The organism is Mesorhizobium kowhaii, assembly GCF_042431665.1.
Lineage (GTDB): Bacteria > Pseudomonadota > Alphaproteobacteria > Rhizobiales > Rhizobiaceae > Mesorhizobium > Mesorhizobium kowhaii.
Genome location: NZ_JBHLYT010000001.1, coordinates 25,828 through 48,856, shown reverse-complemented (window position 1 = coordinate 48,856; position 23,029 = coordinate 25,828). Strand labels below are relative to the sequence as shown.

Annotated in this window: 23 protein-coding genes and 1 tRNA gene; 14 read left to right on the top strand and 10 right to left on the bottom strand. The window is 63.2% G+C overall.

Translation table 11 applies throughout. The features are described from left to right. The first annotated feature begins 93 nt into the window (after nucleotides 1–93). The gene (locus ACFFNA_RS00250; RefSeq protein WP_378914687.1) at nucleotides 94–459 is read left to right on the top strand and encodes a hypothetical protein; all 366 of its coding nucleotides are present in this window, start codon (nucleotides 94–96) and stop codon (nucleotides 457–459) included. A gap of 74 nt (nucleotides 460–533) precedes the next feature. On the opposite strand, the gene ACFFNA_RS00245 is transcribed toward ACFFNA_RS00250, so the two are convergent. From ACFFNA_RS00245 to ACFFNA_RS00225, 5 genes are read right to left on the bottom strand one after another with little or no spacing between them, the layout of a single operon-like run. Continuing rightward, entirely contained in the window at nucleotides 534–839 is a 306-nt protein-coding gene (locus tag ACFFNA_RS00245; RefSeq protein WP_378914685.1) for an urease subunit beta, read from the bottom strand. 6 nt (nucleotides 840–845) lie between these two features. Beyond that, entirely contained in the window at nucleotides 846–1,433 is a 588-nt protein-coding gene (locus ACFFNA_RS00240) for a HupE/UreJ family protein (protein WP_378914683.1), read from the bottom strand. A 28-nt stretch (nucleotides 1,434–1,461) separates the two neighbouring features. After that, nucleotides 1,462–1,716, bottom strand: a complete 255-nt coding sequence (locus ACFFNA_RS00235) for a DUF1272 domain-containing protein (RefSeq protein ID WP_111545145.1) — start codon at nucleotides 1,714–1,716, stop codon at nucleotides 1,462–1,464. Nucleotides 1,717–1,726: 10 nt separating this feature from the next. Then, nucleotides 1,727–2,029: an urease subunit gamma gene (locus tag ACFFNA_RS00230; RefSeq protein ID WP_378914681.1), complete on the bottom strand. Its 303-nt coding sequence runs from the start codon at nucleotides 2,027–2,029 to the stop codon at nucleotides 1,727–1,729. 28 nt (nucleotides 2,030–2,057) lie between these two features. Further along, nucleotides 2,058–2,891 (bottom strand): urease accessory protein UreD, encoded by an 834-nt coding sequence (locus tag ACFFNA_RS00225; protein ID WP_378914679.1) that lies wholly within the window; start codon nucleotides 2,889–2,891, stop codon nucleotides 2,058–2,060. Nucleotides 2,892–3,106: 215 nt separating this feature from the next. Here ACFFNA_RS00225 and ACFFNA_RS00220 point away from each other — a divergent pair, with 215 nt between their 5' ends. The 3 genes from ACFFNA_RS00220 to ACFFNA_RS00210 all read left to right on the top strand — a co-directional run bounded on the left by ACFFNA_RS00220 (nucleotide 3,107) and on the right by ACFFNA_RS00210 (nucleotide 5,421). Continuing rightward, nucleotides 3,107–3,361 (top strand): acyl carrier protein, encoded by a 255-nt coding sequence (locus tag ACFFNA_RS00220; protein WP_111545142.1) that lies wholly within the window; start codon nucleotides 3,107–3,109, stop codon nucleotides 3,359–3,361. Nucleotides 3,362–3,366: 5 nt separating this feature from the next. Continuing rightward, nucleotides 3,367–4,575 carry a beta-ketoacyl-[acyl-carrier-protein] synthase family protein gene (locus ACFFNA_RS00215; protein WP_378914677.1) on the top strand — a complete coding sequence of 403 codons (1,209 nt, stop codon included), beginning with the start codon at nucleotides 3,367–3,369 and terminating at the stop codon, nucleotides 4,573–4,575. Nucleotides 4,576–4,716: 141 nt separating this feature from the next. Then, a complete protein-coding gene (locus tag ACFFNA_RS00210; protein WP_378914675.1) occupies nucleotides 4,717–5,421 on the top strand; it encodes a glutathione S-transferase family protein in 705 nt (234 codons plus the stop codon). A gap of 33 nt (nucleotides 5,422–5,454) precedes the next feature. Here the strand turns inward: ACFFNA_RS00210 and ACFFNA_RS00205 are convergent, their stop codons facing one another. From ACFFNA_RS00205 to ACFFNA_RS00190, 4 genes are all read right to left on the bottom strand, one after another. Continuing rightward, entirely contained in the window at nucleotides 5,455–5,802 is a 348-nt protein-coding gene (locus ACFFNA_RS00205) for a hypothetical protein (protein ID WP_378914673.1), read from the bottom strand. Nucleotides 5,803–5,888: 86 nt separating this feature from the next. Beyond that, entirely contained in the window at nucleotides 5,889–6,509 is a 621-nt protein-coding gene (locus ACFFNA_RS00200; protein WP_111545138.1) for a nucleoside triphosphate hydrolase, read from the bottom strand. Nucleotides 6,510–6,620: 111 nt separating this feature from the next. Beyond that, on the bottom strand, nucleotides 6,621–7,724 hold the full coding sequence (locus ACFFNA_RS00195) for a hypothetical protein (protein WP_378914671.1): 1,104 nt from the start codon (nucleotides 7,722–7,724) through the stop codon (nucleotides 6,621–6,623). A gap of 116 nt (nucleotides 7,725–7,840) precedes the next feature. Beyond that, a complete protein-coding gene (locus tag ACFFNA_RS00190; RefSeq protein WP_378914669.1) occupies nucleotides 7,841–9,655 on the bottom strand; it encodes a methyl-accepting chemotaxis protein in 1,815 nt (604 codons plus the stop codon). 194 nt (nucleotides 9,656–9,849) lie between these two features. Between ACFFNA_RS00190 and ACFFNA_RS00185 the strand changes: the two genes are divergently transcribed. From ACFFNA_RS00185 to ACFFNA_RS00175, 3 genes are all read left to right on the top strand, one after another. Further along, nucleotides 9,850–10,776, top strand: a complete 927-nt coding sequence (locus tag ACFFNA_RS00185; RefSeq protein WP_378914667.1) for a D-alanyl-D-alanine carboxypeptidase family protein — start codon at nucleotides 9,850–9,852, stop codon at nucleotides 10,774–10,776. Between the two features lie 589 nt (nucleotides 10,777–11,365). Continuing rightward, a complete protein-coding gene (locus ACFFNA_RS00180) occupies nucleotides 11,366–12,289 on the top strand; it encodes a DUF1003 domain-containing protein (protein WP_378914665.1) in 924 nt (307 codons plus the stop codon). 168 nt (nucleotides 12,290–12,457) lie between these two features. Beyond that, nucleotides 12,458–12,534 (top strand) — tRNA-Arg (locus ACFFNA_RS00175). A 368-nt stretch (nucleotides 12,535–12,902) separates the two neighbouring features. Here ACFFNA_RS00175 and ACFFNA_RS00170 read toward each other — a convergent pair. After that, nucleotides 12,903–15,758, bottom strand: coding sequence for an ATP-binding protein (locus ACFFNA_RS00170; RefSeq protein WP_378914663.1), 2,856 nt, complete (start codon nucleotides 15,756–15,758; stop codon nucleotides 12,903–12,905). Between the two features lie 224 nt (nucleotides 15,759–15,982). Between ACFFNA_RS00170 and ACFFNA_RS00165 the strand changes: the two genes are divergently transcribed. The 7 genes from ACFFNA_RS00165 (at nucleotide 15,983) to ACFFNA_RS00135 (ending at nucleotide 22,996) form a co-directional block, all read left to right on the top strand. Beyond that, the gene (locus ACFFNA_RS00165) at nucleotides 15,983–17,344 is read left to right on the top strand and encodes an epoxide hydrolase family protein (RefSeq protein WP_378914661.1); all 1,362 of its coding nucleotides are present in this window, start codon (nucleotides 15,983–15,985) and stop codon (nucleotides 17,342–17,344) included. Between the two features lie 87 nt (nucleotides 17,345–17,431). Next, on the top strand, nucleotides 17,432–17,860 hold the full coding sequence (locus ACFFNA_RS00160; protein ID WP_378914659.1) for a DUF6130 family protein: 429 nt from the start codon (nucleotides 17,432–17,434) through the stop codon (nucleotides 17,858–17,860). Next, the gene (locus ACFFNA_RS00155; RefSeq protein ID WP_378914657.1) at nucleotides 17,857–19,137 is read left to right on the top strand and encodes an epoxide hydrolase family protein; all 1,281 of its coding nucleotides are present in this window, start codon (nucleotides 17,857–17,859) and stop codon (nucleotides 19,135–19,137) included. Before ACFFNA_RS00160 ends, ACFFNA_RS00155 begins: the two co-directional genes overlap by 4 nt. 55 nt (nucleotides 19,138–19,192) lie before the next feature. Next, the gene (locus ACFFNA_RS00150) at nucleotides 19,193–19,864 is read left to right on the top strand and encodes a VOC family protein (protein WP_378914655.1); all 672 of its coding nucleotides are present in this window, start codon (nucleotides 19,193–19,195) and stop codon (nucleotides 19,862–19,864) included. A gap of 217 nt (nucleotides 19,865–20,081) precedes the next feature. Next, nucleotides 20,082–20,741 (top strand): VOC family protein, encoded by a 660-nt coding sequence (locus ACFFNA_RS00145; RefSeq protein WP_378914653.1) that lies wholly within the window; start codon nucleotides 20,082–20,084, stop codon nucleotides 20,739–20,741. A 70-nt stretch (nucleotides 20,742–20,811) separates the two neighbouring features. Then, the gene (locus ACFFNA_RS00140) at nucleotides 20,812–21,930 is read left to right on the top strand and encodes a redoxin domain-containing protein (protein WP_378914651.1); all 1,119 of its coding nucleotides are present in this window, start codon (nucleotides 20,812–20,814) and stop codon (nucleotides 21,928–21,930) included. Nucleotides 21,931–21,958: 28 nt separating this feature from the next. After that, nucleotides 21,959–22,996, top strand: a complete 1,038-nt coding sequence (locus ACFFNA_RS00135) for an alpha/beta fold hydrolase (RefSeq protein ID WP_378914649.1) — start codon at nucleotides 21,959–21,961, stop codon at nucleotides 22,994–22,996. The last annotated feature ends 33 nt before the right edge of the window (nucleotides 22,997–23,029 follow it).

Genomic DNA, 23,029 nt, shown 5'->3' with positions numbered 1-23,029 from the left:
CCCGCTGGGCGACACCTTCTGATCCGATTTGGCGGTTGAGGTTAGGGGGTCACCCCAAAATGTCCGTTTGCCAAATCGATGGAAGGAAAATCCATGCGCAAAACAATATTGATTACCGCCGCCGCCACGCTGATGCTGGCGGGCGCCGCCAGTGCCCAGCAGCAGCCCGCTCCGACCACGCCTGCTCCAGCCGCGCCCCAGGCTCAGCCGGCCGTGCCGACGATCCAGAGCGTCAAAATCGTCGACATCACGGAGCTGCCGAAGGACACCCAGACGCAGGTCAACCAGGTGATCGCCCAGCGCGGCGATGACGGCCTGCAGAAACTGCGTAGCTCGATCGACGCCACGCCCAAGGTCAAGTCGGCGCTCGAAGCCAAGGGGCTCAGCTCGGCGCAGGTCATCGCCGCCAGCATGGAGCCCAATGGCGCGCTGACCCTGATCACCAAGAAGGCGAGCTGACGACGCGGTGCGGCGGGCCGGCGTCCGGCCCGCCGGCTGCATCAAAGGGCCGAGAGCGCTCGACGCCATCGATCTCACAGCTTGCCCATCACCTTCTGCTGAAATCCGTAGACTTCACGCTTGCCGCCGAGCGGCACCAGCGTCACGTCGCGCTCCTGGCCAGGCTCGAAGCGCATGGCCGTGCCGGCGGCGATGTCGAGCCGCATGCCGCGCGCACGGTCGCGGTCGAATCTCAGCCCCTCATTGGTCTCGAAGAAATGGTAGTGGCTGCCGACCTGGATCGGCCGGTCGCCGCTGTTGGCCACTTTCAGGGTGACGGTCGGCAGGCCCTTGTTGAGCTCGATGTCGCCGTCCTTGGTGATGATTTCGCCCGGGATCATCGTGCCTCACAACACGCCGAAGACGAGGCCGACACCGACCGCCGCGCAGGCCGCGCCCGCGGCGCGGGCAACACCACGGAACCTGATGCCAAGCCCGAACCCGGCAGCGATGCCGGTGGCATGCAGCAGCGCCGTCGCCATGGCAAAGCCCGCCATGTATTCGAGCCCGCCGGCATTTTCCGGCACCTCGGTGCCATGGGCGTGGCCGTGGAACAGCGCGAACAGGCCGATGATGGCGACGCCGGCCGATACGGGCAGATCGACCGCCATCGCCACGAGCAGCCCGAGCGCCACGACGGACGCCAGGATGCCGGGTTCGACGAAGGGCAGCGGCATATGCAGCATGCCGAGCGCGCCGCCAACCAGCATCACGCCGACAAAAGCCGCCGGCCAGGCCCAGATTGCGTTGCCGCCCTTGAGCGCCGCCCACAGGCCGACCGCGATCATCACCGTCATATGATCGATGCCGGAGAGCGGATGCATGATGCCGGCCATGAAGGAGGAGGTCGTGCCGATGCCGACATGGGCATAGGCCGGCATGGCGGCGGCCAGCAGCAGGATCGCAGACAGGCATAGGCGTTTGGCGGACATCATTCTATGTGCCTTTCGTGTGTCGCAGTGTTCACGCGGCCTTGCGGGGGCCACACCCTTCGGCTTTGAGAACGCGCCTGGTCGAAGCGGGATATTTCTTCAGCATCGCCGCCGGCCGGATCGGCCGCGCCGAAAAATTGCCACCGCAATTGGGGCAGGTGCCGCCCAACACGTGTTCCACGCAGTCGGCGCAAAAGGTGCACTCGAAGGTGCAGATCAGCGCGTCCGCCGCCTCCGGCGGCAGGTCCTTGTCGCAGCATTCGCAATTGGGACGCAGCTCAAGCATCTCTCTCTCCTCACCTGATAGGCTCGTGCACGGTCACCAGCTTGGTGCCGTCGGGGAACGTCGCCTCGACCTGCACGTCGTGGATCATCTCGGCGATGCCGTCCATGACCTGCGCGCGGGTGACGACATAGGCGCCGGCCTCCATCAATTCGGCGACCGGGCGGCCATCGCGGGCGCCCTCGACGACGAAATCGGTGATCAGCGCGATCGCTTCTGGATGATTGAGCTTGACGCCGCGTTCGAGCCGCTTGCGCGCCACGATCGCCGCCATGGCAATCAGCAGCTTGTCCTTTTCCCTCGGCGTCAGGTTCATGCGCTTCCCTGGACTGGCATAGACAGACCTACAGTGACCATAATTTAGGCAGCCCCGCCCTTCCGTTGAGCAATTCGACGAGCGGAACCAGCCGTTGGCGGAGCCGATAGCCGTCCCCAGCGTAGAGCCTCGCAAGAAGCTTGCCAGATTTCTTCACGCTCCAGGCACTGGCGCTGCCCTGGTCGCCGACGATCCCCAGAACCGGATCGAGCAGGGCCTCGGCCCGCGGCGACACCAGCAGCAGCGTCGCCATGGCGATCGCGCCACCGGCAATCGCCGGACGGTCGAGCGTGGCCGCGATATCGGGTCCGATGCGGAAATCCTCGGCATGAATGAGGTTGCCATCCTGGCGGACACGCCAGCGGTCATGGAAATTGCCCTGCGTGGCGCGTTCGCCCATGGCCAGGCGGCCGAAGACGGCAGCCTCCAGCACCAGCGCCTCGGCCCCGACGGCAAGCTCGACGTCGAGCGTGCGGGCAAACGCTGCCCGGTCGAAGACGATGGTTTCCTGCGGCAACCAGGCGATGCGGCCATTTTCACCGACCGACAATTTGACCCGCACCTCGGCACGGTCGGATGCTGCCCGATAGATTTTCTCGCAAGCCTGGGTCGTGATCGACGCCGAGGCCGCCGCGCCGACATCCACGTGCCAGGCGAGACGGTCGCCGCCGGTCATCCCGCCGGCGGTGTTGATCAGCACCGCTTCGAGCGGATCGGACGAGACCGCCGGCATCCTTATCTTTGCGGCACCGTCCTGATAGAGGCGCCGCAGGCGCGTGCGACCGTCGCCGACAGCGCAGGAAAGCCGCGCCACGCCCGCAGCGCGCTGCGTCGAAATCCCGCCATCTTCGATCGTATCCATGCGGGCACGTTAAGCACTCCGGCGGCTTTGTCGATATATGGCTCGATATAGCTTGTTGCTTGACAACCTTTCGGTTTCTATAGAGGGAACCACCTTGGTACGGTCATGCAGCGCTTGGCGGGGGTATAGAGCGAAGACGGCGGCTTGATACCAGGAGAAAAAGGGGCGCTGCTCAATTGGCGTCGGGAAACGCGACATAGTGGGGAAGAAACCGAATGGCCGACCAGCTGGCAACGGATATCATCGCGAAGATCAAGGCTCATGCCGAGCCGGGCGGCGAAGAAATTACCGCCAACACTGAATTGACCTCGCTTGGTATCCATTCGCTCGAGCTGACGGAGATCATCTTCGATCTCGAGGAAGAATATGGCATCGAGATCGAGATGAACACGGTTGATGCCTGGAGCAATCTGAAGAATGTCGGCGACATGGTCGAAGCTGTTCGCGCGCTGATCGTGAAAAAAGCCTGACCTGAATGCGGCAGCGCGTCGTCATCACCGGCATGGGCGGTATTTGCGGGCTTGGCACCAACGCGCCCGCGATCTGGAACGAGATGCGCGCCGGCCGCTCGGCCATCGGCCAGATCAGCAGTCCGCAGCTGCATGATCTGAAGGTCAAGGTCGGCTGCGAAATCAAGACGCTCCCCGATCATGGCGTCGACCGCAAGCAATTGGTGTCGATGGACCGCTTCAGCCTGCTGGCCGTGATCGCGGCCAGGGAGGCCATGCAGCAGTCCGGCCTGGTCTCGAACGAAGCCACCACCTATCGGATGGGCACCATCGTCGGTGTCGGCGTCTGCGGCTGGGAGGCGATCGAAGAGAGCTATCGCGCCATCTTGATCGAGGGCAAGAACCGCGCCGGTATCTTCACCGTGCCAAAGGTGATGCCCAGTGCGGCCTCCGGCCAGGTCAGCATGAGCCTCGGCCTGCGCGGTCCGGTTTTCGGCGTCACCTCCGCTTGCTCGTCGTCCAATCACGCCATCGCCTCGGCGGTCGACCAGATCAGGCTCGGCCGCGCCGACGTGATGGTCGCCGGCGGCACAGATGCGCCGCTGGTCTGGGGTATCCTGAAGGGCTGGGAGGCTTTGCGGGTGCTGGCGCCCGACACCTGCAGGCCATTCTCGGCCGATCGCCAGGGCCTGTCGCTCGGCGAAGGCGCCGGCATGGCGGTGCTGGAGAGCTACGAGCATGCCATGGCGCGCGGCGCCACCATCCTTGCCGAAATTGCCGGCGCCGGCCTTTCCGCCGACGCGTCCGACATCGTCGCGCCAACCATCGAAGGACCGACGGCCGCCATGCGCGCCTGCCTCGCCGACGCCGGGTTCAATCCCGAGGATGTCGACTACCTCAATGCCCATGGCACCGGTACCAAGGCCAACGACCAGATCGAGACGGCGGCGATCAAGCGCGTCTTCGGCGACCATGCCTACAGACTGTCGGTGTCGTCGACCAAATCGATGCATGCCCATTGCCTTGGCGCATCGGGCGCGCTGGAGATGATCGCCTGCGTGATGGCGATCCGTGAAGGCATCGTGCCGCCGACGGCCAATTTTCGCGAAGCCGATCCGGATTGCGACCTCGACGTCACGCCGAACGTGGCACGTGAACGCAAGGTGCGCACGGCGATCAGCAATGGCTTCGCATTCGGCGGCACCAATGCGGTGCTGGCCTTCAACGCCGTTTGATCCCAGGCTGTTTCCATTGACTGTCCGTGCATGGCGAAACTGTCGCCGCCATATTGATCAGAATCGGCCGTCCGCCTAATCCTTGTGGGACCCGCCAAAACCAGCGCCGCTAGGCGCCAATCCCCCGTTCAGGAGTTTTCCATGGCTGACCTGTCCGCCTTTCCGATCGCAACGCGCTGGCCGGCCAAGCATCCGGACCAGATCCAGCTCTATTCAGCCACAACGCCCAACGGGGTGAAGATATCGATCGCCCTGGAAGAGCTCGGCCTGCCCTACGAGCCGCATCTGGTCAACATCGGCAAGAACGAAAGCTGGACGCCGGAATTCCTGTCGCTCAACCCGAACGGCAAGATACCGGTGATCATCGATCCGAACGGTCCGGACGGCAAGCCGATCGGCCTGTTCGAATCCGGCGCCATCCTGCTCTACCTCGCCGAAAAGACCGGCCTGCTCATCCCGGCGGACGCGGCGCGGCGCTACGAGACGATCCAATGGGTGTTCTTCCAGATGGCCTCGATCGGGCCGATCTTCGGCCAGGTCGGCTTTTTCCATAAATTCGCCGGCCGCGAAATCGCCGACAAGCGTCCGCTGGAGCGCTATCGCGATGAATCGCGGCGGCTGATCGGTGTGCTCGACGGCAGGCTGAAGGGCCGCAAGTGGATCATGGACAATGACTTCACCATCGCCGATATCTCGCTGCTCGGCTGGGTGCGCAACCTGATCGGTTTCTACGAAGCGCGCGAACTCGTCGGCTTCGATGATTTCGCCAATGTCGGGGCATGGCTGGAGCGCGGGCTTGCCAGGCCCGCGGTGCAAAACGGCCTGACCATCCCGGCGAAGGGATGAATTAAAGCCGGCCAGGTCCTCGATAAAACGCGGCTACTTTGCCTTCGCCTTGGCTTTCGAGCCACCCTTGCCCATGACGGACGCGGCAAACGATGCAGCGCCCCTTGCCGCCACGACGACGGCACCGGCTGCTACATTGGCCGTGGCCTTGGCCGTGCGCATGGCGCTGCCCGCCAGCGAATCATTGGCGTTTGCTGGCTTTTTCGGCTTTGCGGCTTTGGGCGCGGCTTTCGCGGCAGCCGGCACCACTTTCTTCGGTGCCGCCTTGCCGAAGGCCGGTTTGGCGTCCTTTGAACGCTCGGCTATCGCCGGACCGGCGCCTGCCTTCGATTGGGTTGCCTTGCCCTTGGCGGGCGCAGGCTTTCTTGCCTTTTGTGCCATCGGATGGAATCCCTCTTCTGGCAGAATTGCCTTGTCGGCGATAACGGCCTGAAAGTCTTAAGGTTCCCCTTGGAGAATCTTTAGAATCAAGCGAAATCGCCGATCACCAGGTCGGCGGCCCGGCGACGGGCAAGCACCCGGTCGATGTTGGGCATGTCGTTGGAGGCGATCCAGGCGCGGGCATCCGCGTCGGAGCGGCCATGGCCATGCCAGCGCTCGAGCAGCCGGCGCTCGAGCTCGTCGCGCGGCACGTCGACAAAGATCGAAAAATCGAACAGCGGCGCCAGCCGCGACCAGGGTTCCTCGTCGAGCAGCAGGTAATTGCCCTCGACCAGGATGAACTTGGTCTCGGTGGCGACGATCGAGGCGGCGGCGCGCGACAGTTCCATGCTGCGGTCGAAGACCGGGATGGCGATATCGGGTTCACCGGCCCGGATGCGCTTCAGCAGGGTTTCGAAGCCGGCAAAATCAAAGGTTTCCGGCGCCCCCTTTCGCGCGCGCAGGCCGCGCCGCTCGAGCACGACGTCGTCATAGTGGAAGCCGTCCATCGGCACCACTTCCACCGCACCTTCGGGCAGCAGATCGTGCAGGCTTGCCGACAATGTCGACTTGCCGGCGCCCGGCGGCCCGGCAATGGCGACGATGAAGCGCCGCGCCTTGCCGGCGCGCTTGAAGATGGTGGCGGCGAGATGGGCGATTTCGGACATGAGAGCCTCTCTCTGGCAGGAGCTTCAAATCCACCATGTTCCGCATGATGATTTCGGCCACATCTTGGCGGCAGTTGGCGGAAATTTCAAACCCGCATTGATGCCGCGCACTCAGGCAGCCACCGGCTGGCCGATGCGCAGGAAATCGCTGTCGAAGGGAACCTCCCATGTCGAGCCACCGGCTGCCAGCCGCATGCGGCCGTTGGACGAGGTGACCTCCTGCGGCGGCTCGCCGCCGGACAGGGGCATGGCGCCGATGACATGGCGAAAGGAAAAGCGGTGCGCTTCGCCGAGCGCAAAGGCGGTTGCCACGCCTTCGCGCTTCAGCCAGTTGTCGCCGATCGACGCGGCATGGCCGACGGAAGCGCGACCGTCCTCGATGCCGAGCACACCGCGATGGCGGCCACTCCAGGGCGCATAGTCGCGCCCGCCATTGCTGAGCCACAGCATGGTGATCGGCAGTTCGGCCGGGTTCTTCAGCACCAGCACCAGATCGCCTTCGGCCTGGCGCGCCAGTGCCGTCCAGCCCGGCCCGTCATGATCGGCCTCGACCAGCGTGACGAAATCTTCGCGACGGTCGCCCATGCGGTACTCCGTCAGGTCGAGCGTGCCGCCGCCGGCGGCGGGAAAATGGCTGAGGTCGGCGGACCGCGCCGGATAGGCCAGCATGAAGCGGCCGCGTGCCGGATCCGGCTCCAGCGGGTCGTCCAGCGTCGCCGCAAAACGCTTTGGCGAAAAGGCCAGCCTGCCGCCGCCCGTCATCGCCGTCATCGGGTGATGGGCGACCGAGATCGCGCCATGGCCGCCGGAAAACACATGCTCCTGGTAGAGGAAGGGATGGTCGTCGCGCAGCGTCAGGATCTTGTCGACCGTCGCACCCATCACTCTGTGCCGCAAACGAAAGACCGCGCGCCAGCTATCGTTCGTCGCAGCACTCTCGGCGACATCCCAGGCGCTGTTGGCCGGCCAGCCATGCAGCGGCGCGTCCTCGACATCGCTGCGCGAAAACGGCGCGCAGAGGAAGTCGCCGGACAGGCGAACGGTGCCCTCGGGCAGGTCTTTCGGCAGCGTCTCGCGCGGCTCGTCGATCCACGGTGCGCGATGCAATGGCCTCAGCTGGCGCCCGTCGCTGTCGACGACCATGTCGGCGATGTGGCCGACCGTGAGGTCGAGCGAAACCGAAATGCCTTTTGCCTTGATCGTGCTGATAGTCATTGCGCTCTCACCGATTCTGAAGGCGCAAACAGAACCCTTTCGGCGCGGCTTGCGCAAGCACCGCAATCGGCATTTTGCATCAACTTCACCCGCCCCTTGTGGGGAGGGTGGCCGCGCTACTGCCGCTTGTATTCCCGCACCGGCGATTTGGTGCCGTCCGTATAGGTGACCTGCACCGACATCGACGTCACGCTGTCGGCAACCTTGATATAGCCCTTGGCGTCGTAAGGGATGGCGTAAGGGTCCTTCTTGTCGCAAGGCGGTATCTCGAGCGACTTGTCGAGCGCGGCACCGTTCAGGCTGTAATGCACCTCCTTGATGGCGCAGCGGTAGGACAGCATCTGGGTGAAATAGACCAGCCCGTGATTGCCGCCGGCGTCGAAGGCGATCCACGAGGTCCAGAATTGGTCGAGGATCTGCTTGTCGCCTTGCTGCAGCGCCGTCTCCGGGTCGAAGCGGATGTCGAACGGGCCGGTCTCGCGCCCCCTGATATCGAGATATTTGACGGCGATAATGCCGGCCACGGTGCTGCCGGGCATCTCGAAACTCGGATTGGGCATCGGCTTGCCGGTGGTCTGGTCGTTGAGCGCCAGGAAGCCGGTGTCGGTGAACGGACCGCTGTCGCCCATGCGCCAGGAGATGGCGGTCGCCGGTTCCGGCAGCGAGATGGTCATCGACCAGCCCTGGTTCGAGCGCATCGGCGTCAGCGTCGGCACGAAGCGAGAGGGGTCGAGCACGTCGCCAAGTGCTGCCAGCCGGCTGCGGCTGCGGTCCAGCCAGTCGGCAAGCTGGGTCTGGTCGACGAAATATTTGAGCAGCCCGCCATCCTTCTCGTAAGCCATGAACCTGGTCAGCGCCTTGGCCTCGTTGCGCTTGTCGGCCAGCGTCTGGGCGCCGAGGCGGTCCTCCGAAAACTCCTGCGCCAAAAGGAAATAGGCCGGTGCGAAATCCGGATTGGCGGCGATGAAGGCATTGAGCTTGTCGAGGCGCTGGGCGTCGTCGAACTGCTGGATATGCACGAGCTTGATCGACAGCGCCTTGCCCTTGTCGGCCAGGGCGCCGAACACCTCGCGGGCGCCGGCCTTGCCGTCCTGCACCCGCAGCAGCGTGGCAAAGCGCGTGTAGGGATCGATGGCATCGACATCGAAGCCGGCAAAGGCGAGATAGGAGCGCCGGGCATTGAGCATGTCGCCGGACAACTCGTAGACGCGGGCGTTGTGATAAAACTCGTCCGGCCGCTTCGGCTCGGCGATCGCCCCACCCTGCGCGGCAAGGGCGGCAAACCCCTTGGCGATGGTGTCGATCGAGGCGGCGATCTGCTCAGTCGTCGCTTGCAGCTTCTCGGTCTGGGCCTGCTGCTGCGCCTGGCCGGCGGCCAGCGTCTCGGTCTGCTTCTTCACCTCCTCGGTGGTCTTCTGCACCTGTGCCGTCTGCTGCGTCTGCTGCTGCTGGGTGGAGGCGATCTCATCGGTCTTCTTCGCCACCGTGTCGGTCGACTGCTTGACCTGTTCGACCGTCTTTTGCGTTTGCGTGACGGTCTGCTCGATCTTGGCCACTCTCTCCGAAACGATGCCCATCGACTGCTGCAGCCCGGCCACAGCAGGCACCAGGCTGGCGATCACACCGTTCTGCGAATTGGTCTCCTTCTGCACGGCATAGACGCCGCCGGCGACGGCCGCCGCACTGGTGGCGAACACCAGCGCCGGCAGCGCCTTGGCCGCCAGCACCAGCCGCAGCACGATGGCAATCGCGATGATCAGCGCCGCGACCGAGGCGACCAGGGCGACATAGGCGGCGAACGGCGCCAGCGGATTGAGGATGTCGGAAACGGCGCCGCCGACAAAGGCGACACTGCCGGCCCATTTGCCGGTGCGGCTGAGAGATGCCCTGATAAGCGACGGCGCAGCGCCGCCAGCCCCGATATTCGTCATGCCCAAGCCCCCCAAGCCGTCAGATGCCACGCCCCTTCCCACGGGAAACGCGGCTTTGGCAAGAAGAGACAGGAAACAGGCGATTTCGGGGCGGGGCAAGCCTGGGAAGGCACGACAATCCTGGGTATGACCGCCATTAACCAAATGGACGCAGCTGGCGCGTTACGTTAGCTTCGCCTCATCTCAGCAACAGCATGACCAGAACAGTCCAGCCCTTGTCCAACCCGCGTCCCCTTCCGCTCATCCAGAGGCTTTTCGCGGCGCTTGCGCTGCTGGTGCTGCCCCTGTTGGTGCTAGTTGCCGGCTGCACGACCACGACGCCACCGGATGCCGTGCTGGCGGTGCCGGCGCCGCCGCAGAAATATGCCGCGATCGTCGTCGACGCCAAGACCGGCAAGCAGCTGTTCGAGGTCAACTCGACGGCGCAGCGTTACCCGGCTTCGCTGACCAAGATGATGACGCTCTACCTGCTGTTCGAGGCGCTGGAGTCAGGCCGCGTCACCAAGGAGACGCAGATCCCGGTGTCCGACCATGCCGCCTCGCAGCCGCCGACCAAGATGCGCTTCCGGCGCGGCGAGACCATCGACGTCGATTCGGCGATCCGCGCCATTGTCGTGAGGTCGGCCAACGACGTGGCGGTGGCGGTCGGCGAATATCTCGGCGGCTCAGAGGAGCAGTTCGCCGGCATGATGACCGCCAAGGCGCGCCAGATCGGCATGACCAGCACCGTGTTCCGCAACGCGTCCGGCCTGCCCGACGACGACCAGCACACCTCGGCGCGCGACATGGCGGTGCTCGGCATGGCGCTGCATTCCCGCTTCCCGCAGCAGTTCCACTATTTCTCCGAAAGCGATTTCATGTTCCGCGGCAGGCTGGTGCGCGGCCACAACGACATGCTCGGCCGCGTGCGCGGCGTCGATGGCATCAAGACCGGCTACATCAGGGCCTCCGGCTTCAACATCGTCACCTCCTACGATGCCGATGGCCGCCAGCTGATCGTGGTGGTGATGGGCGCCGACAGCGCCCGCCAGCGCAACGACCATGTCGAGGCGCTGATCCAGCGCAGCCTGTCGCCTGATATGGCCGACACCAAGACCAGGCTGATGTTCGCCGAGCAGTGAGGAGTGGTCCGCGCAGCGGACAAAAAGCCAATTGCTTGGCTTTTTGAACGACGAACGCCCTGAGCCTGCGAAGGGCGAGCCGCCGGTAGCAAGCATTGCGCCCGGCTGCCCCTGCCGGATTGCAAAGTGAGGGCAGTTATGCTACTGTTTTAGGCATGGTGCTGATTTGCGCCAGCGACCCGCCGCAAGGCGGGTTTTTTGTTTCCATCCTTCCACGGGAGTCATCCTCCGCTTCGTCATCCACGGGCGGAGCAAGGAGCTTAGCGACGCAGCGCAGACCCGAGGATCCATGCCGCGACGTCAGAGCGCTGTTGCGGTGCTGAATTCTGCTCCGCTGTACCCGTCGGCCAAGGTCACGGCATGGATCCTCGGGTCTGCGCGTCCGCTTGGCCGGTGGATGACGAAGTTGCTCCGGCCAATCTCGAAAGTCTCTGATGGTCCGCGGCCTGCGAGCCGCCGCCGGCAGCGGCGGGGCGTCGTCTCTCCGATCACAAGCACTTGTACAGGCTGCGAAATCAGCCGCGACGGTGGATATGCTTCACCACCTCAGCGTATCCTCACGCCGAGCACCACCACAGGAGCCCGCACCATGAGCACCGTCCCGAAAGCGCCCGACCAGGCGGCAGACAACCAGAACGACAGCGGCGGCGAATATTTCGAGGCGCCGACCATTGGCGAACATGAGGCCGAACATGGTTCGGACGAGCACTCTGAGGTGCCCGACGTGCCGGATTCGGAGCCGGCCGGACCCGGCTTGCCGCGTGGCAAGGCGAAGAAGAAACCATCGGCGATATCAGGCCGGAAATTCCGCAAGCGCGACCTGGTGCGCATCGACACTCTGCGCCCGAGCCTTGCCGACCGCATCCGCGCCGATCATCCGGACCTGCCGGCCGGCGCCCGCATCAGCCGCGCGGAACTCGGCCGCTACCGCATGCGCTACATGGAGGAGCTTCTCCAGCAGGAGCACGGCGAATTCTCCGAGCTCGACCGCCAGGTGGTCGAAAGCATCGCCAGGCAAGACACCATTTCCGAAAACAGCGAGGAGGAGTTCGAGGAGCACCGGACGTTCGCCGACCGCGTCTCCGACAACATGGCGGCCTTCGGCGGCAGCTGGTGGTTCCTGATCTCGTTCGGCACCGTGCTCCTGGTGTGGATCGGCATCAACCTGGTCGCGGGCATGGCGGGCGCCTTCGATCCCTACCCCTTCATCCTGCTCAACCTGTTGCTCTCCTGCATTGCCGCCATCCAGGCGCCGATCATCATGATGAGCCAGAAGCGGCAGGAGACCAAGGACCGCCTGCGCTCCTTCAACGACTACCGGGTCAACCTCAAGGCTGAGCTGGAAGTGCGCCATCTGCACGAAAAGCTCGACTACCTCATCTCGCGCCAGTGGACGCGGCTGGCCGAAATGCAGCAGATGCAGCTCGACGCCATGCACGAACTGACCGGCGCCAAGAAGCCCAAGCGCGCGCCACGCAGGAGCCGGGCGGTGCGGGGTGAGGCGGGGCAGTGACTGTGGTCACGGCCGGGCGGCGATCGAGTGCGAACCGGATCAGCCTATCCGACCTTCGGCCCTGCCGCCAATCTCCAATTGGCCGTTGAAGCCCGCGCCGGCTTCCGCTAAGAAGCCGTGCTGGCCGGTTTACCGGCTGGTTCGTTTTCCGGATCGCCGGTCCTGAAAGCACCCGTAGCTCAGCTGGATAGAGCGCTGCCCTCCGAAGGCAGAGGTCACAGGTTCGAATCCTGTCGGGTGCGCCATTTTTTCTTTGTATTACAATATCTTAGATGACCATAGGTGAAATACGTTTACGCGGGGCAAAGGAACCCGTAAGCAGCGGAAGCACGCTTTGCCGCTGACTGGCTGACGCCAATTGGTGCAATTTGCGCTGGATTTATTGATTTTCTGCGGAAGCGATGCGTCCGATGATCCAGTGGAACGGTTGAGCGCTGCTCCCGAAGGCAGCACTCAGCACGTTCGGTTCACGGAGGGTTTTGACCGGTGTGCCCTCATGTAGGCCATTCAGCCAGCCACGCCTCCCCTCTCGAAGCCGACATCGATAGTGCCCATACCACCGTCGAAATGCGCCGACAGCGGACGACACTAGGGGGCGGTGGCATTGAAGGTTCTACCTGAGCGTCGCCAGCAGGTGTTCGGCAGCCTTAACATCCGCCGTATTCAGGCCCTCCACAAAATGCGCCGCAACCGGTTGCAAGAGCTCGCGAGCGCTATTGATCTCCCCGCGCCCGGCCATCAGCGTCGTCATGTCGATTGCGGTTCGCAACTCCCATGCCCGCGCGTGCTGACTGCGGCTCAACTCCAGTGCCTGCATGAGGTAGGCGGCAGCTTCGTCGCGGTTGCGTTGCGACTGGAGAAGGAGGCTTCCCTTCACCCGCAGCAACTCCGGGAGGTACAATTGGTCGCCGTTCTTTTCGACGAGGCCAAGCGACTCGTCGATCAGCGCAGTTGCTTCATCGACCTCACCGATTGCGGACAATCCCCCGACCAGCGAGAGGTTGAGCGGAGTCGTGAGCAATTCGTAAGGTGCCGCGTGCAGCTTCTGTATTGAAGTCTGCAGGCCCTCGACACCGCCTTTTGCATCGCCTTGACGGATCGCGACTTCGCTTTTGAAGCCCCGACCGACCAGCAGGTAAGGAGTCATGGAATGGGATTCCGCGCGGGCGATGAGCATGTCGATGTACGCCTCGGCGCTCTTCAGGTCGCCCGTCCACAGGAAGACCGATATTGCCCAGATCAACGCGATCGCCAGCGTTAGAGAATGATCCATGGCGGCAGCCTCTTCGACGGCCTGCCGAGCATGTGCCATGGCTTGATCCGGATGGCCTTGCAGCCAAAGGTTCCTCGCCAGAATTGCCCTGGCCAGGATTTTGCCTTCGAAGCCCAGATAGATCGTCGTGGTCCGCTGAGAGCGCGGCCCACGGTCGAGCGCCGCCTCCAGCTCTGCGCGCGCTTCCGCGAGGTCACCTCGCAAGTGAAGCGAGATGCCTAGGATCGAGTGTGCAAGCGCGATCGCGACCGAATCCTCCAGACCGGCGGCTGTGGCTGAACAACGTCTTGCAATTTCGAGGGCGGTTACGAAATTGCCCGTCCGCAGATGGAACATGTTGAGCGGACCCAACAGACGCACCTGATCCAGCGGATCGCCGCGCTCCTCGGCGATCGCTAGGCTTCTCTGCAGGGCTACGCGCGCCCTGTCGCGTCCTCCCCGCATGAACATGAAGGATACGCCGAGAGCGGCCTGAAGATGCATCTCCTCAAGTCCGCCAAGGGCGGCACCGTCGGAAGCCAATATTGCTCTTTCAGACCAGCGATGACACTCCGGCAACAAGGACATCGCCAGGAAAACCGGCGCGGCAGCGATGGCGAGTCCGATGCCGATGTCGGTGTTTCCGTTGTTGCCGAAGCACCATTCCAGGGCAGCCCGGACATTGTTGATGGCGGCGAAGTGAGGAGCCCGTTCCTCACCGGTCCCCAGTCTTGGCCATCCGATCCCTGTTTGCTCCAGCCATCTCCGATAGTAGGCGGCGTGGCGCACTGCCAGATCGGCAGCCTCGGCATCATCGATCCGGATATCGAGAACGTAGGCGCGCGTGGTATCGAGGAGCCGGTAGCGCATCATCGCTCCGGCCGGACGCGTCGCCACAATCGATTTGGCGACGAGACTGTCCATGGCGCCCAGGACGGTCGATCGATCGAGGGTCGCGCTCGTCACCACCTCCAGTGCGGCATCGAGCGTGAAATGACCGACGAATACGGCGAGCCTGCGCAACACCACGCGCTCAAGGTCGGTCAGGAGCCCAAAGCTCCAGTCCAGCGTCGCCTGCAGGGTTTGCTGACGCGGCGGCGCGGTCCGCGAACCGAGCCACAGCAGTGTCAGGCGTTGATCAAGAAGTGCGGCGGTCTGTTGCAGCCCATAGGATTCGACGCGCCTGGCCGCCAGTTCGATGGAGAGCGCCACTCCGTCGAGCTTTCGACAGATGCTTGCGATGAGCAGGGCCTCCGCATCGCCGATGTCCAAACGAGCGCCGCCTGCCACCGCTCGTTCGACGAACAGTTGGGTGGCCGGGAAGGTCTGGACAACGGCCGCAGTCAGGCCAGGTTCGTCGGGCGGATAGGCAAGCGCATCCAACCGATAGATATGCTCGCCTTCGACCCGAAGCACCTCGCGGCTCGTCGCCAGGATGTGGACCTGTGACGCCGCATCGACAATGCTTGCTGCCAAAGGCGCCACCGCATCCAAGAGATGCTCACAGGTATCGAGGATCAAGAGAATCCGCTTGTTGCGCAAGTAAGCGATCAGATTGGGCGTGGCATCTTCTGTTTGAACGGATAGCCCAAGCATCGAGGCGACGGCTGTCGTCACCAGACCGGGATCACCGATCATTCCCAGATCGACGAACAGAACTGCCCCATAAAATGCGTCGATCAGATGATGTCCGATTGCGATCGCGACGGTGGTTTTGCCGACACCGCCGGCGCCAACGATGGTGACGAACCGCGAAGCATTCAGCTGCGCCGACAGCTTGAGAACGTCTTCATCCCGCCCGACCATTCTGCTTAAGCGGTTTGGAAGATTCGCATGCGGAAACCCGGCGGCGACGAACGGGGCTTCATCGTGTGGGCTGCCTAATCGCGAGACCGGTGCAACGAAGCAATAGCCGCGCCCCGGAAGCGTCGCGATGTAACGCGCGCCATCCTTTCCGTCGCCCAGCGCCTTGCGCAGTCCTGTCATGTGGAACCGCAGGCTGCCTTCCTCGACAACCACATCGGGCCAGACCCGCGCCATCAGATCCTTCTTGCTGACGACTTCATTCGGCGCGGAAGTCAGGACAATGAGAATTTCAAGGGCGCGCGAGCCCAACTCTACGGGAGCGCCTTCTCTTGTCAGGAGCCTTTCACCCGCAGCCAAATAGAAAGGGCCAAACGACAATCTGTCTTTGGCCTGACTTGCCGTTATCGTCATGGCGTCTCTTCTTTTGGGAGCCGCCTGCACCCAGCGCCTTACTTTAGGTCAAGGAGCGCTCCCGCACCATAGGGAGTCTCCACTGTCTGGCGCCTCCTATCTGCTCAAAAAAGCGGCAGGCGGGCAGCGACTAACAAGAGCTCACGACGCATAACGGGCTAATCCCATCTCCCGGGGGTACGTCAAGCAGCGCAAATCGCATCCATCAACCCTAGGAGAGTCACATGGACACGACCAGAACCTCCGAAACAATCGACCAGGATCGCCGGCGACTTTTGGGCACTGCCGCGGGCGGCATCGCCGCCGCAGGCGCCGCGAGCCTGCTCCCGTCACAAAAGGCCGCCGCATCAACCAGCGATGGCATCCGCCCCTTCACCGTTAGTTTCCCGCAGGAAGAGCTCACCGAGCTTCGCCGGCGCATCGTCGCTACGCGCTGGCCCGAGCGCGAGCTCGTATCCGACGAAGCCTCCCGGCGGATCTGGTCGACCCCGGCGACCGTAGGGCCAACGCAGGGCGTGCAACTCGCCACGATGCAGAAGCTCATGAAGTACTGGGGAACGGAATATGATTGGAGCAAATGCGAGGCGCGGTTGAAGGCGCTGCCGAATTTCGTGACCGAGATCGACGGCCTCGACATCCACTTCATCCACGTGAAATCCAAGCATCAGGGCGCCCTACCTGTCATCATCACGCATGGGTGGCCCGGTTCGGTCATCGAACTCCTGAAGATCATCGATCCGTTCACCAATCCCACCGCGCACGGCGGTGCCGCGGCCGACGCGTTCGACGTGGTGATCCCGTCGATGCCGGGCTACGGTTTTTCCGGCAAGCCAACCGAAACCGGTTGGGATCCAGCGCGCATCGCGCGGGCGTGGATCGTGCTGATGAAGCGCCTCGGCTACGACCGGTATGTCGCGCAGGGTGGCGATTGGGGAGCACTTATCACCGAACAGATGGCTCTGATCGCAACTCCCGAACTGGCCGCCATCCACACGAACATGCCGGGGACCATTCCGCCCGAGATCGTGAAGGCGCTTGCCTCTGGCGGCCCGCCCCCTGCCGATCTCGGTCCCGACGAGAAGCGCGCCTACGAGCAGGTCGCGTTTTTCTACAAGAACGGCCTGGGCTACGCCAACGAAATGGCGCTTCGTCCGCAAACGCTCTACGGGATCGTCGATTCACCGGCCGGCCTGGCGGCGTGGATCCTCGATCACGATGCGGACAGCTGTGCGCTGATCGCCCGCTCCTTCGACGGAGAGCCGGAGGGCCTTACCCGCGACGACATCCTCGACAACATCACGTTCTACTGGCTGACCAACACGGCGATCTCGTCGGCGCGTCTCTATTGGGAACACTCGCAAACGGCGAAGGCCGGCTTCTTCGACGCCAAGGGCATCACAATTCCTGTCGGCGCCACTGCGAACCCCAGCGAGATCTACACAGCGCCGAAGAGCTGGACTGAACGCGCGTTCCCGAAGCTTCTGCATTACGGCCGCACAGACAAGGGCTGCCATTTCGCGGCCTGGGAACAGCCGAAGATCTTCACCGATGAGGTGCGCGCAACATTCAAGACGTTGCGGACCTGACGTGTTGGCGGAGGATGGCGCACCGGACGTGTGTCATCTTCCGCCATGCGGTAGCTGCGTAGCGAACTTCCGAAGGGAGCGACTGCAATGAACCCCCTCATCAAGATGCTTGCCGCCGCTGTGGCTTGCACCGTGCTCGCTACCGCTGCGCTCGCCCAGAGCACGGTCGTTCCCTTTGACAACGAGCCGGCGCCGAAGCTGATCGTGGAGCCGCCGCTTCCGGGCCCAATGGCCGGCGGCGTCGTGTTCATCCCGTACCGGGTGGAGAATCTGCGCATCCTGCCTGTGGGTGGGTCGGCCGCAAGTAACGTGTCTCCGCGTCTCGGGCATCTGCACGTCACCGTCGACGACCTGCCTTGGGCGTGGGCGGATTACGGTCAGAGCAACACCATCATCTTGGTGGGCATGCTCGGCGGCCAGCACAAGGTCCTGATCGAGGTGGTGGACCCCGAAGGCAATGTCTTCACTAAACAAACAATGACGTTCCACACTCCGGACAAGAAGGTGCAGCCATGAGTCTCTACCAACTGGCGGCTGCGCTGGTGTTCGGGCTTTGCACCCTCTCCGCGCCCGCCTTCGCAAATCCGGTCGAGGATCGCTCGATCCGGCCCTTCAAAATTCAGGTGCCGCAAACAGCGCTCGACGATCTTCGCGGTCGTATCGCAGAAACACGGTGGCCCGACCGGGAGACCGTAGATGACCAGTCGCAGGGCATTCAGCTCGCGAAGATCAGGCCGCTCGTCGAGTATTGGGGCACGGCCTACAACTGGCGGACAGCGGAAGCGAAGCTGAATTCCTTGCCTCAGTTCATGACCACGATCGACGGCGTGGACATTTACTTCATCCACGTTCGCTCGAAACATCCCCATGCCCTGCCGCTGATCATGACGCATGGCTGGCCTGGCTCGGTGCTGGAACTGCTCAAAACCGTCGGCCCGCTCACCGATCCCACCGCGCATGGCGGCAGTCCTGAGGACGCGTTCGACCTCGTCCTGCCGTCGTTGCCGGGTTTCGGCTTCTCCGGCAAGCCAACCGAGACCGGCTGGGGTACAGAGCGCATTGCGCGAGCCTGGGCAGAGCTGATGAAGCGCCTCGGCTACACAGAATACGTCGCCCAAGGCGGCGACTGGGGCTCCCCCGTTTCGAATGCAATGGGCCGCCTGGCCCCTGCAGGACTTCTTGGCATCCATGTCAACCTGCCGGCTGTCGTACCACCTGAGATAGCCGCTGTGCTCGCCACCGGCGGACCAGTGCCGGCAGGCCTGACGGGTAAGGAGCGCACGGCATTCGACGCGCTCAGCATGGCCGCCAAGATGGGGAATAGATCCTACGCCACGATGATGGGCACCCGACCGCAGACGATAGGCTACGCCATCAATAACTCCCCTGCGGGGCTCGCAGCGTGGATGCTCGGGCATCCGGGCTTTTCAGGCTGGACCTACGACGATAGCGACCCTGAAAAGTCGCCGGACGAGGTGCTGGACGACATAACTCTGTACTGGTTGACGAACACCGCCACCTCGTCCGGGCGAATTTACTGGGAGTACGGCGGCGGGCGCAGTCCCGTTTTTGCCGACCCTGAAAAGACCAACGAAGTCTCGCTGCCGGTCGCCATCACGGTCTTTCCGGGGGAAGGCTATCAGGCCCCCGAGACGTGGGCCCGGCGCGCCTATCCCAACCTGATCTACTTCCATGAGGTCGACAAAGGCGGCCACTTCGCCGCGTGGGAGCAGCCGGAGCTCTTCTCCGCCGAGTTGCGCGCTGCCTTCAGGTCGCTGCGGCAAAGAAACTGAACTGACCGGAGGGCACAAAGAAGCATTCCCATCAAACTCAACGGAGGACGCAGACATGACGATTGCCACTACCCGCAGCAACACCGCAGTTGAGACGCAAAAACCGCGATCCCACGATATCAAGCTCGAGGTCGTAGTCATTCCAGTTTCCGATGTCGACCGCGCCAAGCTGTTCTATGCCGGCTTGGGTTGGCGGCTGGACGCCGACCTCATAGGCGACGAATTTCATATCATCCAGTTTACGCCTCCTGGCTCCCAGTGTTCGGTTGTCTTCGGCTCAGGCGTTGCACCGGGTCCTTATGCTCGTATCGAGCTCGACATCCTCGAAACCGCTGGTGAACTCGTCGTGTCGGACATCGAGGCAGCACGCGCCGAACTCGCCGATCGCGGGGTCGACGTAAGCGAAGTGTATCACTATGCCGGTGACAAAGGGCGCGTCAGCGGGCCCGATCCGGAAAGACGCAGCTACGCCTCGTGGGCTTCCTTCAGCGACCCGGTCGGAAACAACTGGCTCTTGCAGGAGGTCACTGCGCGAGCGCCAGGCCGCGTCGACGCTGACAGCGCCACATTTGTCTCGTCGGCCGAACTCGCAGCCGCGCTTCGGCGTGCATCTGTGGCTCATGGCGAGCACGAGCAGCGGACAGGCGGCCAGCGTGATGAGAACTGGCCGGAGTGGTACGCCGAGTACATGGTGGCGGAGCACGCCGGCCAACCGCTTCCGCCATGAGTACTTCGATTGAACGGACGGCGTCGCCGGCGCTTACCTGGCTAGAACACGCGGCATTCGACACACGCTGCGTGGTGCCACGATGGCAATGCGTCCTACGCCTTGATGATGGAGTTCTGGCGGCTCCGACAAATGTATCTCAAACGAGCGGAGCGGGCTTCTGTCCCGAGCCGCACGCGAGACGAGCTTCTCACGCAACTTAACGCAGGAGGTAGATATGGACATCACTAGCACCGTCAGCAGTATCGCAGTTGAGACACAACGGCCGCGATCCCTCGACATGAAGCTCGAAGTTGTTGTCATTCCCGTCTCGAATGTAGAGCGCGCCAAGCAATTCTACGAAGGGCTGGGCTGGAGACTCGACGCTGACTTTGTCGTTGGAGACACGTTCCGTGGGATACAGTTCACACCTCCCGGCTCGCCGGCCTCGATACACTTCGGCACCGGGATCACGACGGTCGCGCCCGGCTCTGCAAGCGGACTTTATCTTGTCGTTTCGGACATTGAATCGGCTCGCGCCGAGCTTATCGGCCGCGGCGTCGAGGTCAGCGAGGCGTTTCATCGCGAAGGCCCCGGCAAGCCAACGGTGAAAGGCCGCGATCCCCAGCGACGCAGCTACTCTTCATTCGCTACCTTCAAAGATCCGGACGGCAACGAATGGTTGCTTCAGGAAATCACCAGCCGGTTTCCCGGTCGCATCGACTCCAGCACCACGATCTACGCTTCCGAGGCGGATCTTGCTTCCGCGCTGCGACGCGCGTCGGAGGCCCACGGCGAGCACGAGAAGCGCAACGGCGGTCGGCGCGATGAGAACTGGCCCGACTGGTACGCGAAATACATGGTGGCTGAGCAGGCTGGCAACGAGCTTCCGCTGTGAAGGGTTGGGCGCGGAGTGCGCATTCGAACCGTTCGCGCGACGACATCGATCGAACCAAAAGGCGTCGTTGATGAAAGCAACCAAGGTACTGGTCGCCGCGGCGCTAGCAATGGCAATCGGGGCTCCGATTGCCGGTTTTCTAGGAGGCACGAACGTGGCGCAGTCCATAATCTCCACACCAATGCGGGTTCCGTTTCTTCACGAACTCTCTACCTACCGGCTTGAGGAAAAATCGGAGCTTGCTTCGCTCGAAGCGGCGCACGAGTGGATAAATTCACCGCCGCTGACGGCGTCGGCTTTGCATGGCAAGGTCGTCCTCATCGATTTCTGGACTTACACCTGCATCAACTGGCTGCGCACGCTTCCCTACGCCCAGGCCTGGGACGAGAAGTACCGGAAGCATGGTTTGGTGGTGATCGGAATCCACGCGCCGGAGTTCGCATTCGAAAAAGACCTGAACAACGTGCACCGGGCGGCGAAAGACCTGCGGATCGATTATCCGATCGCCGTCGACAACGACCATCTCATATGGCAGGCCTTCAGCAACCAGTATTGGCCGGCACTCTATTTCATCGATTCGCGGGGACCTGTCCGGTATCATTATTTTGGCGAGGGGTCATACCAACAATCGGAAATGGTCATCCAGGAATTGCTGGCCGAGGCTGGCGCTGGTGGATTCGATCGTGAGCCTGTGTCGGTAGATGCCAGCGGCATCGAAGCGGCGGCCGATTGGGAGAGCCTCAAGTCTCCGGAAAACTATTCCGGATATGAACGCACCCAGAATTTTGCGTCCAGCGGCGAGCTAGTCTTGGACGAGCCGCATGCCTACGAATTGCCGGCGCGACTACGCCTGAATGAGTGGGCGCTGTCTGGCGATTGGACGGTAAGGAAAGAAAACGCCGTACTGAACAAGCCCGACGGCCGCATCGTCTACCGTTTCCACGCACGCGACCTTCATCTGGTCATGGGTCCGACATCGCCGGGAACGTCCGTGAGATTTCGCGTGCTGATCGACGGACAGCCACCAGGCACGGCTTACGGCGTCGACGTCAATGAAAAGGGCGAAGGTGCAGTGACAGAGCAGCGCCTGTACCAGCTGATTCGACAAACGAAACCCATCGTCGATCGCCAGTTCGAGATCGAGTTTCTCGACTCGGGCGTGGAGGTCTTTGCATTCACGTTTGGCTGATCGTCCGGACAACAAAAGAGGTTCTCAAATGCATTCGCTCAATATCCCAGATGAGATCGACCAAGAACGCCGACGGTTCTTTGGCGCCACCGCGATGGCTCTCGCCGCCACTCAGTTCGGCCTGATGGGCCCGGCACAGGCGCAAGAGGCGACGGGAGAGCCCGTGGCGGCGTCCTTCGGGCCCTTGAAGCAGATCGATGCCGGCGTGCTGAGCGTCGGCTATGCCGAGCTTGGACCCGCCGACGGCCCACCCGTCATCCTGCTGCATGGCTGGCCGTATGACATCCACACCTATGCCAATGTCGCGCCTCCGCTGGCGGCGAAAGGCCACCGCGTGATCGTGCCGTACCTGCGCGGATACGGGCCAACGCGTTTCCTGTCGCAAGATTCGATGCGCAACGGCCAGCAGTCGGCGATCGCCGCCGACATTGTCGCCCTGATGGACGCACTGGGCATCGAAAAGGCGACGATTGGCGGCTGCGACTGGGGCGCCCGCACCGCGAACATCATTGCCGCGCTATGGCCTGAACGCTGCAAGGCGATGGTCTCGGTGAGCGGCTACCTCATCGGCAACCAGCAAGCCGGCAAGCTGCCGCTGGTACCCAAGGCCGAGTTGCAATGGTGGTATCAATATTACTTCGCCACCGATCGCGGCCGCGCTGGCTACGAGAAATACACACGAGATTTCGCCAGGCTGATCTGGCAACTCGCGTCCCCCCAGTGGAACTTCGACGATGCCACATTCGAGCGCAGCGCCGCGGCCTTGGGCAATCCCGATCACGTGGCCATTGTGGTCCACAACTATCGCTGGCGGCTCGGACTGGCCGCCGGCGAGCAGCAATACGACGCGTTTGAGGAGCGACTCGCGCAGGCACCGGTCATTGGCGTGCCGACGGTCACGCTCGAGGGCGACGCCAATGGGGCGCCGCATCCGGACGCCAGCGCATACGCTAAGATGTTCTCAGGGAGATATGCGCATCGGGTTGTCACCGGAGGCATCGGGCACAACCTGCCCCAGGAAGCGCCGCAGGCCTTCGCTGATGCCGTTGTCGAGGTCGACGCCTGATCGAGTTCGCGGTAACCGCCCCCGGCGGTTACC